Here is a 14,325-nt window from a genome sequence, read left to right as displayed (position 1 = left end):
CGCCCGTCCCGGCGCTGGGTCGGCTCGGCCATGGACGCGTCAGCCGTTCTTCGCGCCGTCGAAGTAGAGGCCCGCCGGCAGGCCGGGGCCGGCGCCGACCAGGCGCTCGCCGCCGAGGCGGGAGAGCACGGCGTAGAGCCGCTCGCCGTCGCTGCGCTCCGTGGCGATGGACCGGCGCGGGATGCCGGCCAGGAACTCGCGCTTCAGCGCCTCGAAGGTCGGCTCGTCCTCGGCGGTCATCAGCGGGCGCACCACGTCCCAGGCCGTGGGGTCGCTCGCCAGCATGTCCTTGGCGGCCCGGGACGCGCGGACGAAGCCCGCCACCGCCTCCGGCTTCGCATCGACGGTGCGGCCCTCGAACAGGTAGCCGATCAGCGCCACCGAGCCCGTCGCCCCGAAGGCCCGCATGATGTCGTCGGCCCCGATGACCCGCCGGAAGCCCTTGGCCTCCAGGCGGGCGCAGTAGGTCCAGTAGAGGAGGGCGGCATCGAGCTCGCCCTGCTCCAGCTTCAGGGCCAGCAGGGGCGGCGCGCCGTAGGCGATCTCGGCCTTGGTCTCGAGGTCGACCCCCGCCGCGTCCCGGGCCTGGGTCTTGAGGAGCAGCCAGTTCTTGTCGAGGGGGCCGCCCGCCACGCCGATGCGCTTGCCGGCGAGGTCGGCGAGACCCTTCACGGGGCTCCCCCCCGGCACCATCAGGGCGCCCTCGGTGGTCGAGTAGGGGATGAAGCGCACCGCCCGGCCCTCGTTGCCGAGGCGCGCGGCCCAGAGCAGGTCGCCCACGATGGTGTCGACCTGGCCGCCCATGAAGGCGATGCGGGCGGCGTCGTTGCCCGCGAGCTTCACGACGTCGAGGGTGAAGCCGTTGGCGGCATCGAGCCCGCGGGCCTTGATGACGGCCGCCTCCCAGGCGGCGGTGCCGAAGGGCAGGCTGCCGAGGCGCACCGTCTCGCCCGCCGCGCGGGCCCGGCGCGGGCCGAGGGAGGCCGTGAGGGGCAGAAGCGCCGCCGTCGCGAGCAATCCGCGCCGTGACAGCATGGTGGCTCCTCCCTGTGCGTTCTCGGCCGGTCCCGGACGTGCGGGCGGCAGCGTTGCGGTTGTCCATAGGATGTCGCGCCGCGCCCGTCCATGGGCGCGAAGCTCATGCTTTATGCCGAGGGGCCGCCCTCCGGTTCCCGCCTGCGTCCCTTGGGCATACCGCCGCGCCGGCCCGTCCTCGCCCTGCCCTTGCTCCGCCCTTGCTCCGCCCTTGCACCCCGGCCCACGGCGTCGCAGTCTCCGGCCGGATCACGGCACCACGGGAGGACGCGATGGCCGAGCGGCGCGAAGGGGCACTGGACGACGAGACGATCGCGGCGCGGCTCGCCGCCGAGCTGCCCGGCTGGCGCTACGAGGACGGCTGGATCCGCCGCACCTACAAGACCGCGGGCTGGAAGAGCACGCTGATGGTGATCAACACCGTGGGCCACCTCGCCGAGGCCGCCTGGCACCACCCCGATCTCACGGCCTCCTACGCCTGGGTGGAGGTGCGCCTGATGAACCACGCCGCCAAGGGCATCACCGACAAGGACTTCGCCCTCGCCCGGAAGATCGAGGAGGTGGTCTCCTGGCAGCCCGGCCTGGAGGGGGCCGGCCTCGAGGGCACGCCGACCGATCCGCGCTTCGCCTACATCAAGTACGAGAAGTAGGCGGCCCGCGCCCGTCTCACTGCGGGTCCTTCACCCGCCTCATTGCGAGTCCTTGACCCGCCTCATTGCGGGTCCTTGACCCGCCTGCACTCCGTCTTGAGGTAGGTGGTCTTGCCCACCTCCTCGCGGAGGTCCGTGCGGGCGATGATCTCCTGCCAGCCGCTGGCGCAGCCGAGCTCGTTGGCGACCCGCACCTTGCGCACCTCGACGGCCTTGTCGTCGGTGCAGCCCTCCGTCGGAATGCCGTTCGCGCAGACCAGCACGACGGCGATGAAGTGGTTCATGAAGGTTCCTCCCGGTCGCGCGGCTCGTTCGATGTCCGCTCGATCGCTTTCGCGAGGCCGGACATCGGCTTCGCTCAAGCGCCCCGTCAGGGGCCGCCGAATGCGCCCCGGCGTCAAGCGGGCCGCCCCACCTCTACGACGAGACCGGCGTCGAAGTTTCGGCCCTCGACCGGGTTCGCCACCCAGCGGCATCGGCCGAGCGCGAGGTCGTGCCCGGCGTGGAAGTGGCCCGACACCCAGAGGTCCGGGCGCGCGGGGTCGGCGAGGTCCTCCAGCACCGTGCTGGCGTAGAAGGCCGGCACCCACCAGGGCACGCCGGGCGCCTCCCGGAAGGCGTCCGCCGCCTGCGGGCCCGCCGGATGGTGCGTCACCGCGACGGTCGGGCCGTCATGGGGGGCGGCCAGCGCCGCGAGGAGGAGCCGCCGCTCCTCCGCGTGGGCCGCCATCGCATCCGCCGGCTGCCAGGCCGTCCCGTCCCCCTTGCGGATCGAGCCCCGGTACTCGCGCGAGCCCGTCACCGGGTCGGTCATGCGCGCCGCCGCGTAGGCGACGGGGTCGTCCGGCCGGTCCGGCGTGCCGGGCCGCAGCCAACGGCCCGCGAGGGACCAGTCGCTCCACAGCGTCGTGCCGACGAAGCGCACGCCGTCGATGACCGTGGCGGCGCCCCGCTGCAGCAGGTGGATGCGCGGGCCCCCGCGGTTGACCGCCGCGACCTCGGCTTCCAGCGCCGCGAGCAGCTCCGGCGCAGTGCGGGGATCGCCGGTCGGCGCGTAGTGCTCGTGGTTGCCCGGCACCAGCACGACCGGGCGCCCGTCCGCCAGCGCGAGGAGGGCCGAGACGCCGAGGTCCGGCCGGCCCTCGTGCAGATCTCCGGCGCAGACCAGCACGTCGAAGGCTGCCACGGGCCGGGGGATCAGGTCGAGGCGGCGGCGCTCGAGGTGCAGGTCGGAGATCGGGAAGAGGCGCATCGGAACCTATCGGAACGGCGTTTCGGCGCCGGGGGCGTCCGCTTGCCTCGCTGCCTGGCTGGCCGCCCGCGCCGCCCGCCGCTCCGCCGCGGCGGCCCGCAGGATGTCCCCGGCCGAATCCGCGTTGAGGATCGCGATGCCGGCGGCGGCCGCGAGGTCCGGCCAGGGCGAGGGATGCAGCGCCGTGACGAGGCCCGCCGCGATGATCGCGAGGTTGGCGTAGGCGTCGTTGCGGGCGGAGAGGTAGGCCGCCCGCGTCAGGCTGCCGGCCCCGTGGCGGTGGCGCGCCAGCATCAGCGCGCAGGTGAGGTTGACGGCGAGCGCCCCGAGCCCGGTCAGCGTCAGAGGAAGCGGGGCCGGCGGCGTCAGGTCCGAGACCTTCTCGTAGGCCGCGTAGGCGGTGGCGAGCGCCGGCACCATCAGGATGCCGGCCATCAGGGTGCCGAGGCGGGCACGGTTCGCGAGGCTCCAGCCCAGGCCCGCGAAGATCAGCAGGTTGATCGCCGCGTCCTCTAGGAAGTCGAGGCTGTCGGCGATGAGCGCCACCGAGCCGATCGCCAGCGCCACCGCGATCTCGATGCCGAAATAGCCGAGGTTGAGCGCGGCCACGCGGGCGACGACGGGGCGCAGGCCGGGCCCGGGGGCGGGGCGCGAGAGGACAGGTCGGGAGGGGGCAGGATCGGTCACGCGTCCGTCACGCCGCGGCCAGAGGGGCGGGGGCCGCCTCATCGCCCAGGCTCATCGCCCAAGCTCATCGCCCAAGCGGGCGCCGCTGTCGAGCCCGCAGAAAATCACGGCCCGGTGCTCTGGATTTGGGCGCCCGCCTATGCGAGGCGGAGCAGGATGCGGGGTCAGGCCGCGCCATGACGAACCCAGCACGACAGGATCCCCGCACAAGGATTGCCGTACGTTCGCGGCGATCTGGTGCGGGAATGATTGAATTTTGAATACGGGGAGATCGCCGATGTTGCCCGAGCTGCGCGTCCTCTACTTCGAGGATCTTGAGGTCGGCCTGTCCGAGACCCTCACCAAGGTCATCGCCTCCTCGGACGTGGTAGGCTTCGCCGAGATCACCGGCGACCGCAACCCGATCCACCTGTCCGAGCACTTCGCGGCCCGTACCCCCTTCGGCACCCGCATCGCCCACGGCCTCTACACGGCCGGGCTGATCTCCGCGGTCCTCGGCACGCGCCTTCCCGGGCCGGGTGCGGTCTACATCAGCCAGACCCTGAACTTCCGCGCGCCGGTGCGGATCGGCGACACCGTCGACGTCACCGTCACGGTGGCCGAACTCGTGCCGGAGCGCCGCCGGGCCCGCCTCACCTGCACCTGCTCGGTGGCCGGCGAGGTGGTGCTCGACGGCGAGGCCCTCGTGAAGGTGCCCCGGAAGGAGGAGGCGGACCCCCTCGCCATGCGCATGGGCGGCCGCGCGGGGAGCTGAGGCTGGCCTCAGGGCTTCCGGGCGACCACCACCACGCCCGCGAAGTCCGGATCCGGCGCGGAGGGCAGCAGCGTGACGGAGGCGGCGCCCTGGCCGAACAGGCCGCCCGCGATCCGGTCGAGGGCGTAGAGGTTCATCTGCATGCCGCCGTCATGCAGCGGGCGCCCGCGGAGCGCGTTCCAGGCCGTCTGGACGTAGGGGACCCGGTCGCGGATCCGCCGGACGAGGCGCCAGGCCCGCGTCCGGCTGCAGGAGACGGGTACCTCCAGGGCGAGCACGCCGCCGGGAGCCAGCCGCTCGTAGATGCCCGCGATCGCCGCGAGGCCCCGCGCCACGGGCACGTGCTGGAGCACGATCAGGCTAAGGGCGAAGTCCAGGGTCGGGGGGACGCCTGCGAGGCTGTCCGCGGTCGCGACGTTGCCGCGGCCCGCCGCGTTCCGGGCGAGCTCGGCCAGCATCCCGGGCGAGACGTCGACGCAGGTGGTCCGCGCGAACCGGTCGGCGAGCGGCAGCGAGAGGCGGCCGACGCCTGCCCCGAAATCGAGGGCGTGGCCCCGGCGCACGGGCCCGACCGCGGCCTCGACCCGGGCCAGCACCGCGGCCACCTGCGCCTCGCCGGAGGCGAAGAAGGCCTCGCGGTTCTCCGCGATGCTGCCGCGGCGGTAGCGCTCCAGGGTCAGCACGCCGTAATAGGGGTCCTGTTCGCCGTAGCGCTGCCAGATCCTGTCCGACGACATCCCTTGAGCTCCCCCACACCCGTGCCGCCAGCGATACCAGCCGCTCCTCAACAAACCTTGAGCCCGCAACGATCGGGCTGAGGCGGATGCTCCACGCCCCCATCCCCATCGAGGATCCGGCCGACCCGCGGCTCGCCGCCTACGCGGCGATGCGGGAGCGCGACCTCGTCGGCCGGGCCGGCCGCTTCATCGTGGAGGGCGAGGTCACGCTCAGGACGATGCTCTCGGAGCGCGCCCGCTTCCGAACGGAATCGATCCTGCTGTCGCCCGGGCGCCTTGCGGCCCTGCAGCCTCTCCTCGACGCGTGTCCGAACCTGCCGCCCGTCTACTGCGCGGGCAAGCCGGTGATGAGCGCGGTGGCGGGCTTCCCGATCCACCGGGGCGTGCTGGCGGTCGGCCTGCGCGGCCCCGACCCGGAGGTCGCCGCCCTGCTGCCGCCCGCCCCCGCGCCAGCCCTGGTGGTCGGCCTCGCGGGGCTGACGAACCACGACAACGTCGGCGCGCTGTTTCGCAACGCCGCGGCCTTCGGGGCCGACGCGGTGCTGCTCGATGCCGCGACCTGCGACCCGCTCTACCGCAAGGCGATCCGCGTCTCGGCCGGGGCCGCGCTGATCACCCCGTTCGGGCGCCTGCCCAAGGGTCCGGCGGGGACGGATGCGGACTGGCTCGCGCTCGCCGCCGCCCACGACCTGACCCCGCTGGCGCTGAGCCCCCGCGGCGGGACCGACCTCGCCGACCTGCCGGTCCCGGACCGGGCGCTCCTCATCCTCGGCACGGAGGGGCCGGGGCTGCCGGAGGCCCTGATGGGGGGCGCCCGCACGGTGCGCATCCCGATGGCGCCGGGCTTCGATTCGCTCAACGTCGCCACGGCGGGCGCGCTCGCGCTGCACAGGCTCGCGCGCCTCGGGCGCGGGCCGGTCTGCACGGCGGAGACTGCGTAGCTCCGCGGCACCGCAACCCAAGCGCGACAATCGGTGGCAATTGCCCTGGGCGTCCCGCGGCCTAGCTTGACCGCAGGCCGCCGAACGGGTTCCCAATGCGGGTTCCCAGTGGCGGAAACGGGCGGCCCGCCCGCGCGGCCGGGACGGTATTCGGGAGTCGAGAGCGTTGCTTCAGTCGCGTGATGGCTTGAGGACCCTGTCCGGTCAACGGGTCGTCGTCGTCGGGGCCGGCCCCGGCGGGCTCGCGACCGCCCTCCTCCTGGCCCGGGCCGGCCTCCACGTCACGGTGTTCGAGAAGGACCAGAGCGTCGGCGGCCGCACCAAGACCGTGACGGCGCCGGGCGGCTACCGGTTCGACATCGGCCCGACCTTCTTCCTCTATCCGCAGATCCTGGCCGACATCTTCACGGCCTGCGGGGAGCGCCTGGAGGACCACGTCCGCCTGGAGCGCCTCGATCCGCAGTACCACCTCGTCTTCGAGGGCCGCGACGCCGCGGGGCGGGACGGCATCTCCGGCGAGATCCGCGCCACCGCCGACCTCGACCGCCTGGAGGCCGAGGTCGCCCGCATCGCGCCGGACGACGCCCGCAACGTCCGGCGCTTCTTCGCGGACAACCGGACCAAGCTGAAGTACTTCAAGCCGGTGCTGGAGCAGGCCTTCCACCGCTTCCGCAGCATGGCCTCCCCGGCGATGCTCACCGCCCTGCCCTACCTGCATCCCGGCCGCAGCGTGGACGGCGACCTCAAGCGCTACTTCGCCGACCCGCGGGTGCGCCTCGCCTTCGCGTTCCAGACCAAGTACCTCGGCATGTCGCCGTTCCGCTGCCCGAGCCTGTTCACGATCCTCTCGTTCCTCGAGTACGAGCACGGCGTCTACCACCCGGTCGGCGGCTGCGGCGCGGTCTCGGAGGCGATGGCGGGGCTCGCCCGCCGCATGGGCGTCGACATCCGGCTCGGCCAGTCCGTCGACGAGGTCACCTTCGCGGGCAAGCACGCGAACGGCGTGGTGGCGGGCGGCGAGCACCTCGCGGCGGACGCGGTCGTCATCAACGGCGACTTCGCCAAGGCGATCCAGGAGCTGGTGCCGGAGGCGCGGCGCCCGCGCTGGCGCGATGCCAAGATCGCCAAGGCCCGGCTCTCCTGCTCGACCTTCATGCTCTACCTCGGCATCGAGGGGGCGATGCCCCCGAGCCTCGGGCACCACACCATCCTGCTCGCCGAGAACTACGAGGAGAACATCCGCGAGATTACCGAGGGCACGCTGCCCATGCGGCCGTCCCTCTACGTGCAGCACGCGGGCTTCACCGACGGCGGCATGGCGCCCCCGGGGCACACGGCCCTCTACGTCCTCGTGCCGGTGCCGAACCTGAAGGCCGGGATCGACTGGGCGGCGACCCGGGCGAGCTACCGGGCTCTCGTCCTGGAGCGCCTGAAGCGCCTGGGGCTCGACGACATCGAGGGCCGCATCCGCTACGAGCGCATCGTCGATCCGAGCCAGTGGCGCGACGACTTCACGGTGCACGAGGGCGCGACCTTCAACCTCGCCCACGACCTGATGCAGATGCTCTGGTTCCGGCCCCACAACCGCTTCGGCCCCGGCCTCTACCTCGTCGGCGGGGGGACCCATCCGGGTTCCGGCCTGCCGGTGATCTACGAGGGCGCGCGCATCACCGCCCGGCTCGTCCTCGAGGAGCTCGCCGGGGTCCGGGTGCCGGCCGACGCCGCGGGCCTGCCCGAGACGGCGCCGCTGGCCGCCGGGGGCGAGGCCACTTGAGAACCGCCCGTATCGTGAGAGCCGCCCGCATCGGGGCCGTCCTCGCCCTGATCGCCGGGCCCGCGCGGGCCGCGACGCTGGAGGTGACGGTGGACGGCGCCGAGGCCGACGGCGGCCCCGTGCTGGTCGCCCTGTGCCAGGGCAGCCTCTCGGAGGCCGCCTGCCGGGACGGGCGGGACGCGCCGCCGGCGGGCGGGCGCCAGACCTTCGTGTTCCGGGGCGTGGCGCCGGGCACCTACGCGGTGGCGGCCTTCCAGGACCGGAACGGCAACGGCCGCCTCGACCGCACCGGCCTCGGCCTGCCGGTGGAGCCCTACGGGTTCTCGGGCGATGCCGGCCGTCAGGGACGCCCGGACTTCGCCCGCGCGGCCTTCACCCTCACCGAGCCGGGTGCCGCCATCCGCCTGCGCCTCGCCCGCGCCCTGCCGCGGCGCTGACCCCAGGATGGCCGGGGCCCCCGAACCGCACCTCGTCCGGGTCGAGGCGGCGGTCCTCGAGCTCGGCGGCCGCCGCATCCTCGACGGCGTCGACCTCGCGCTGCGCGCCGGCGAGACCCTGGCGCTCCTCGGCCCGAACGGGGCCGGCAAGACGTCGCTGATGCGCCTCGTCGCGGGCCGGCTCGCCCCGGGGGCGGGCCGCGTCCGCGTGGCGGGCGAGGATCCCCACCGGGTCCGCGCCGCCCGCCGCGCCATCGGCTGGGTGCCCCAGGAGATCGCGCTCTATCCCCGGCTCACGGTGGCGGAGAACCTCGGCGTCTTCGCCCAGCTCGCGGGGCTGCCGCGGCGGGCCCGGCGGGGCGCCGTCGCGGAGGCGATGGAGCGTGCCGGCGTCGCCGACGTCGCCGGCCGCGTGGTGGGCCAGCTCTCCGGCGGCTACCAGCGCCGGGCCAACATCGCCGCGAGCCTGATGGGCGCGCCGCGGCTCGTGCTCCTCGACGAGCCGACGCAGGGCGTCGATCTCGCGGCGCGCACCGCCATCCAGGCGGTGCTGGCGCGGCTGCACGCGGAGGGCACCGCGATCCTCATCGCCACCCACGATTTCGCCGAGGCGGAGCGCCTCGCCGACCGGGTCGTCGTCATGGCTCAGGGACGCATCGTGCTCGAAGGCTCCCTCGCCGCGCTCCTCGCCCGGATCCGGACCGGGCCGCCCGAGCACGAGGTGGCGCTGGGCCTCGCCCCCGACGCCGGCGGCGAGGCGGCGCTCCGCCGCATGGGCTTCTCGCCCGTCGACACCGGCCTGACCTGGCGGGCCGCCGAGCGCGGCGCCCAGGGGCTCGACGGCGCGGCGCTGCTCGGGGCCCTGCGGGCGCAGGGGGTGCCGGCCCGCGAGGTGCGGGTGCGGGCGCCGGGCCTCGAGGCGCTCTACCTCGACGCCCTCGCGCCCCGCCCGGTCGCCGCGCCGGCCCTGCGCACGGCGGGCGCCCGATGATCGGCGCGGCCTTCCGGGTAATGCTCCTCAGCCTCGTGCGCGACCGCGCGGCGCTGGTGATGGCCTTCGTGCTGCCGACCGTGATCTTCTCGATCTTCGCTGCGATCTTCTCGGGCGCCATCGGCGACCGCATCCGCATCCACCTCGGCCTCGCCGACCTCGCCCGGACGGCGAGCACGGAGCGCCTGATGCAGGCCCTCGAGACCGACCCGTCGCTGCGCGTCACGGTGCTGCGGGCGGAGAGGCTGCCGGACGTCGTGGCGGCCGTGCGCCGCGGCGAGGTCGACGTCGCCCTGGTGCTGCGGGGCGATCTCGCGGCGCCGCCCACCGGCGCGGCGGCCGGCCAGCCCGTGGCGCTGGTGGAGAGCCCCGCCAAGGCGCTCGCCAGCCCGATCGCTCTCGGCCAGCTGCAGCGGGTGCTCAACGAGGCCCTGCCCGACGTGGTGCTCTCCCGCATCGTCGCCGACGTGGAGCGCACGGGCAAGATCGGCGCGGACGAGCGCGCCTTCCTGGACGCGGCCTTCGCCGAGCAGCGGGCCAAGAAGGAGCCGTTCAGCTTCGCGGCCCTGGTGGAGCGCGTCAGCACCGCCGCGGGGGCGGCCAACGAGCGCGTCGCCTACTACGCGGGCGCGATCACCGCGGTGTTCCTGCTGTTCGCGGCCATGCAGGGGGCGCTCTCCCTCGTGGACGAGCGCCAGTCCGGCCTCGCCGACCGGCTGACGGCCGGGCCCGGCGGGCTTTCCGTGATCGTCCTCGGCAAGTTCGTGTTCCTGACCCTGCAGGGCTTCGTCCAGGCCGGCCTGATCTTCGGCGCCGCGGCCCTCCTCTACGGCGTCGCGATCGGCCCGCACTGGCTCGCCTGGGCGCTCACCTCCGGCCTCGTCGCCGCCATGGCGGCGGGCCTGGCGCTCGCCGCCTGCGCGGCCTCCGCGACCCGCCAGCAGGCCCACCTCGCCGCGACCTTCGGGGTGCTGCTCCTCTCGGCGGTGGGCGGCAGCATGGTGCCCCGCTTCCTGATGCCGCCCTGGCTGCAGCAGGCGGGCTGGCTCACCCCGAACGCCTGGGCGATCGAGGCCTACCAGGGCGCGCTCGGCGACGGCCTCGCCGCCGCCCTCCCGGCCTGGGGGGTGCTGGCCGCGACGGCCGGCGCGAGTCTCGCCCTGGCGCTGGCGCTCGTGGCGCGGCGGGCGACGTGAGGGCCCGTCTGGCCACATCGATCGACGGGGCTACCGCCCCCTGGATCCCCGGCGCGACCTTATCCTGAGGCGGCCGCACAGCGGCCCTCGAAGGAGCCCTCCAGTGCTCGCGCGACCCCTGGAGGGCTCCGTCGAGGCCCCTCTTCGGGGGCACCTCAGGATGAGGTCGCGGGCGGGATCGACCCATCGAACGGGCTCTGAAAGGGCAGAAGCGTCGAATTTCCGTTGATTTGTGCTCTCCACATCCTCATCATCGCGCCCGAAGCGGATCGGCGTGATGCTCTACAGGTTGGAAGTCGAGAATTTCTGGTCGATCCGCGACACGCAGGTCGTCGACCTGACCGTCCGCGCGGGAGCCGACGACCGGGATGGGCGGCTGGCGCCGATCTGGCGCGGCGCGGACGCGCGGGCCCCGAAGGTGACGGCCTTCTTCGGCGCCAATGCGTCCGGCAAGTCGAACCTCCTCAAGGCACCGGCCTTTCTCGCCTGGTTCCTGCAGCACAGCTTCACGAATCCGCGCGGCGCGCCGCTGCCGTTCGAGCGCTTCAACGAGGCCGAGGCGCTCCGGGCGCCGACGCGGATCGCCGCACATCTGGGCGGCATAGAGGATATCAGCCGGATTAACGATCCAACGGCACCATTTTGCGAGTACGTCTACGAAGTTTGGCTCGGTGGTGATCAGAGCGTGAGTGTACTGGGCGAGTCCCTGCATTACAGGCCCGCGGACTCGGTGCGGCAGGTCAAACTCTTCAAACGTCAGGCCGATGGGACTATTGAGGCAGGAAAAGCGTTCGGGCTGGCGGGGTATCGTCAGGCACTCAATAAAGTGCTTCGCCCGGACGCCAGCGCAATTGCGACTCTGGCGCAGCTTGATCACCCCTATGCAAAGCTGGCCGTTGAATGGGCTGCGCACACCATCGTGAATATCTTAACAGAGAAATCTGATTTGACTGATCGTGGAGCTTTGAAGTTATATACTGATTTCCCGTGGTTTGTCGATAATTTCAATAAAGACGCACAAAGGCTCGATTTTGGCGTAAATTCTATGAAAATATTATCGGGTCCAGATGGTCCATTTCCAATATATGAACATTCTGGTCTCCATAGACCGATGCTGCATCACCAAGAAAGTCATGGGACTCGTCAATTTATAAAATTGTATCCACTTTTACTAAGCGCGCTTACTAGGGGTGGGGTCGCCATATTCGACGAACTCGACGCCGCGATCCATCCGATGATCCTCCCCGAGATCGTCCGCTGGTTCCACGATCCCGAGCGCAATCCCCACGACGCGCAGCTCTGGATGACCTGCCACAACGCCTCGCTCCTCGAAGACCTGTCGAAGGACGAAGTCTTCTTCTGCGATAAGGACGCGCGGGGCCGCACGGCGGTCTACGGCCTGCGCGACGTGACCGGCATCAAGCGTCAGGACAACTTCTACAAGAAGTATCTCGGCGGCAGCTTCGGCGCCGTTCCGCAGATCGGCTGATGCCGCCGCGCGGCATCCCGCAGCGTCGGCGCATCTTTCTCGGCTGCGAGGGCGAGAGCGAGCGCAGCTACGGGGCGCTGCTCGGCCGGATCGTCGAGCTGCGCCACCGCCGCGTCCACATCGACGGCGTCGTGCTCCAGCCGGGCGCCGGCGATCCGCTGGCGCTAGTGGAGCGGGCCGTTGAGGCGATGCGCCACCGAGCGAATAGGAACGGAATCTATGCCTTCCGGGCATTAATTCTGGACAGCGACAAGTGCGGCCTGTCGCCTGACCGCGATGCCCGGATCGAGGGCCTCGCCCGACGTCACGATCTGCTCCTGATCTGGCAGGAGCCCTGCCACGAGGCCCTCCTGCTGCGCCACCTCGACGGATGCGCCGCCCTGCGGCCCGGCGACAGCCTGCGCGCCGCGGACGAACTGCGACGCCGCTGGCCGGACTACCGCAAGGGCCTGCCGGCCATGCAACTCGCGGCGCGCCTCGACGAGGCCTCCGTTCTGCGGGCCGCACATGGTAACCCGCCCTTGCGGACCCTGCTCGACGCCATCGAGTTCGGGCGTGACTGAAGTTATCCAATCCGGCTCGCGTCTCACACCGGGCGCGACCGGTTAGCGCGTTGACCCGATGCTCGGCCGGTCTAGCTTATTCGGTGTCGGCGGCTCGGGTCTCGCCGGGAGTGACGCGCTATGCAATCCGGTGGTTCTTCGGTCGCCGTCATCGGCTCCGGTCTGGGCGGCCTCGCCGCGGCCTGCGTGAGCGGGGCGCGGGGGCACCGCGTCACCCTCTACGACAAGAACGACTGGCTCGGCGGCAAGGCCGCGGTGCTGCACGAGGGCGGGTTCCGGTTCGACATGGGGCCGACCATCCTCACCGTGCCGCGCGTGCTGGAGCGCATCTTCGCCGAGGCCGGGCGCAACGTGCACGACTACCTCGACCTGCGCCGCCTCGACCCGCAATGGCGCTGCTTCTTCGACGACGGCACCCGCATCGACCTGATGCAGGAAGTGGCCACGATGGCCGCCGAGATGGACCGGTTCGCGCCGGGGGCAGGCGCCGGCGAGGGCTACAAGCGCTTCATCGCGGTCTCTGAGCACCTGCACGGCGTCTCGGAGCGGTTCTTCTTCTGGAAACCCGTCGAGGACCTGTTCGACACGATCAACATCCGCGCCAACATGAACCCCGGCACGCTCCGGGACGTGCTGTCCCTGCGCATGCACGCCTCCGTCGCCTCGACCATCCGGGGCAAGGTGAAGGACGCGCGCCTCGCGCAGATGCTCGACCACTTCGTGCAGTACGTCGGCTCCTCGCCCTACGGCGCGCCGGCCGTGCTCTGCGCCATCGCCCACATGCAGACGGCCGAGGGCGTCTGGTACCCCATGGGCGGCACCCGCGCGGTGGCGGAGGCGCTCGCCAGGCTCGCGGGCGAGCTCGGCGCGACGCTCCGGCCGGCGTCCGAGGTCACCGGCCTCGATGTCCGCGACGGCACGGTGCGGGGCGTGCGCACGGAGGCCGGCACCACGGCCTTCGACGCGGTGATCTCCAACATGGATTCGGTGCGCACCTACCGGGAGCTCGTCGGGGGCGACGTCGGCCGGACCTACGAGAAGAAGAGCTTCGAGCCGGCCTGCTCGGGCGTGGTGCTCTACCTCGGGCTGAACAAGCGCTACGAGCACCTGAACCACCACGACTTCGTCTTCTCCCGCGATCCCGAGGAGGAGTTCGACTACATCTACAACAAGGGCGAGCCCGCCCCGGACCCGACCGCCTACCTGGCGGCCCCCTCCTCTACCGACCCGTCCGTGGCCCCGGAGGGCGGCGAGGCGCTCTACGTCCTCGTGCACACGCCCTACCTGCGGCCCCACCACGACTGGTCGGCGATGTTCCCGGCCTATCGCCGGGTGATCCTGGAGAAGCTGAAGCGCACCGCCGGGATGCCGGACCTCGAGGACCGCATCGTGGTCGAGCGCCACCTCACGCCCCAGGACATCCACGACCGCTACCGGGTGCTGAACGGGGCGATCTACGGCCTCGCGAGCCACGGGAAGGTGCTCGGCGCCTTCAAGCCCGGCAACCGCTCGCGGGCCGTGCGGGGCCTCTACCTCGCGGGCGGCGCCGCCCATCCGGGCCCGGGCATGCCGATGGTGATGATGTCGGGCTGGATCGCCGCGGACGCGCACGACGCGGATGCCCGCGGCACGCTCCGCCGGACGGCGTGAGCCCGCCCGCCGCGGACGCGCCGGTGAACCGGCAGGCCCGCGCCGCGCCCGATCCGGCGGACGCCTCCGCCGGGCTGCGGCGGGGGTTGGCCCCGGGAGCGGGCGCCATGGGTGCCGCGACGTGAGCGTGTCCGATCCCGATGGCCGCGCCTTGCGGCGCGCGCCGGTC

General features: G+C 72.6%; 15 protein-coding genes. 10 read left to right on the top strand and 5 right to left on the bottom strand.

The features are described 5' to 3' along the window. Window positions 1–39: 39 nt before the first annotated feature. Window positions 40–1,035, bottom strand: a complete 996-nt coding sequence (locus tag ACLBXP_RS15330; protein ID WP_447668586.1) for an ABC transporter substrate-binding protein — start codon at window positions 1,033–1,035, stop codon at window positions 40–42. A gap of 272 nt (window positions 1,036–1,307) precedes the next feature. Here ACLBXP_RS15330 and ACLBXP_RS15325 point away from each other — a divergent pair, with 272 nt between their 5' ends. Continuing rightward, the gene (locus ACLBXP_RS15325; RefSeq protein WP_447668585.1) at window positions 1,308–1,685 is read left to right on the top strand and encodes a 4a-hydroxytetrahydrobiopterin dehydratase; all 378 of its coding nucleotides are present in this window, start codon (window positions 1,308–1,310) and stop codon (window positions 1,683–1,685) included. A gap of 62 nt (window positions 1,686–1,747) precedes the next feature. Here the strand turns inward: ACLBXP_RS15325 and ACLBXP_RS15320 are convergent, their stop codons facing one another. The 3 genes from ACLBXP_RS15320 to ACLBXP_RS15310 all read right to left on the bottom strand — a co-directional run bounded on the left by ACLBXP_RS15320 (window position 1,748) and on the right by ACLBXP_RS15310 (window position 3,624). Beyond that, complete coding sequence (locus ACLBXP_RS15320) at window positions 1,748–1,969, bottom strand: hypothetical protein (protein ID WP_447668584.1); 222 nt, start codon at window positions 1,967–1,969, stop codon at window positions 1,748–1,750. A gap of 113 nt (window positions 1,970–2,082) precedes the next feature. Further along, entirely contained in the window at window positions 2,083–2,937 is an 855-nt protein-coding gene (locus ACLBXP_RS15315; protein WP_447668583.1) for a metallophosphoesterase, read from the bottom strand. A gap of 6 nt (window positions 2,938–2,943) precedes the next feature. Continuing rightward, complete coding sequence (locus ACLBXP_RS15310) at window positions 2,944–3,624, bottom strand: cation transporter (protein WP_447668582.1); 681 nt, start codon at window positions 3,622–3,624, stop codon at window positions 2,944–2,946. Between the two features lie 277 nt (window positions 3,625–3,901). Between ACLBXP_RS15310 and croR the strand changes: the two genes are divergently transcribed. Continuing rightward, on the top strand, window positions 3,902–4,378 hold the full coding sequence (croR, locus tag ACLBXP_RS15305) for a 3-hydroxybutyryl-CoA dehydratase (protein WP_447668581.1): 477 nt from the start codon (window positions 3,902–3,904) through the stop codon (window positions 4,376–4,378). An 8-nt stretch (window positions 4,379–4,386) separates the two neighbouring features. Here croR and ACLBXP_RS15300 read toward each other — a convergent pair whose 3' ends face one another. Next, window positions 4,387–5,115, bottom strand: a complete 729-nt coding sequence (locus ACLBXP_RS15300; protein WP_447668580.1) for a class I SAM-dependent methyltransferase — start codon at window positions 5,113–5,115, stop codon at window positions 4,387–4,389. 86 nt (window positions 5,116–5,201) lie between these two features. Here ACLBXP_RS15300 and ACLBXP_RS15295 point away from each other — a divergent pair, with 86 nt between their 5' ends. The 8 genes from ACLBXP_RS15295 to ACLBXP_RS15260 all read left to right on the top strand — a co-directional run bounded on the left by ACLBXP_RS15295 (window position 5,202) and on the right by ACLBXP_RS15260 (window position 14,156). After that, window positions 5,202–6,056 carry a TrmH family RNA methyltransferase gene (locus ACLBXP_RS15295; protein ID WP_447668579.1) on the top strand — a complete coding sequence of 285 codons (855 nt, stop codon included), beginning with the start codon at window positions 5,202–5,204 and terminating at the stop codon, window positions 6,054–6,056. A gap of 166 nt (window positions 6,057–6,222) precedes the next feature. Next, entirely contained in the window at window positions 6,223–7,830 is a 1,608-nt protein-coding gene (gene crtI / locus ACLBXP_RS15290; protein ID WP_447668578.1) for a phytoene desaturase family protein, read from the top strand. A 14-nt stretch (window positions 7,831–7,844) separates the two neighbouring features. After that, window positions 7,845–8,267: a DUF2141 domain-containing protein gene (locus ACLBXP_RS15285; protein WP_447668577.1), complete on the top strand. Its 423-nt coding sequence runs from the start codon at window positions 7,845–7,847 to the stop codon at window positions 8,265–8,267. Between the two features lie 7 nt (window positions 8,268–8,274). Beyond that, window positions 8,275–9,258, top strand: coding sequence for an ABC transporter ATP-binding protein (locus ACLBXP_RS15280; protein WP_447668576.1), 984 nt, complete (start codon window positions 8,275–8,277; stop codon window positions 9,256–9,258). Continuing rightward, the gene (locus ACLBXP_RS15275) at window positions 9,255–10,454 is read left to right on the top strand and encodes an ABC transporter permease (protein WP_447668575.1); all 1,200 of its coding nucleotides are present in this window, start codon (window positions 9,255–9,257) and stop codon (window positions 10,452–10,454) included. Before ACLBXP_RS15280 ends, ACLBXP_RS15275 begins: the two co-directional genes overlap by 4 nt. A 277-nt stretch (window positions 10,455–10,731) precedes the next feature. Beyond that, window positions 10,732–11,943, top strand: coding sequence for an AAA family ATPase (locus ACLBXP_RS15270; RefSeq protein ID WP_447668574.1), 1,212 nt, complete (start codon window positions 10,732–10,734; stop codon window positions 11,941–11,943). Further along, window positions 11,943–12,506, top strand: a complete 564-nt coding sequence (locus ACLBXP_RS15265; protein ID WP_447668573.1) for an RloB domain-containing protein — start codon at window positions 11,943–11,945, stop codon at window positions 12,504–12,506. The genes ACLBXP_RS15270 and ACLBXP_RS15265 overlap by 1 nt, the downstream gene beginning before the upstream one ends. 120 nt (window positions 12,507–12,626) lie before the next feature. Continuing rightward, on the top strand, window positions 12,627–14,156 hold the full coding sequence (locus ACLBXP_RS15260) for a phytoene desaturase family protein (RefSeq protein ID WP_447668572.1): 1,530 nt from the start codon (window positions 12,627–12,629) through the stop codon (window positions 14,154–14,156). Window positions 14,157–14,325 lie beyond the last annotated feature (169 nt).

Source organism: Methylobacterium sp. A54F (genome assembly GCF_053346035.1).
This window is presented reverse-complemented; position numbering and strand designations above follow the sequence as displayed.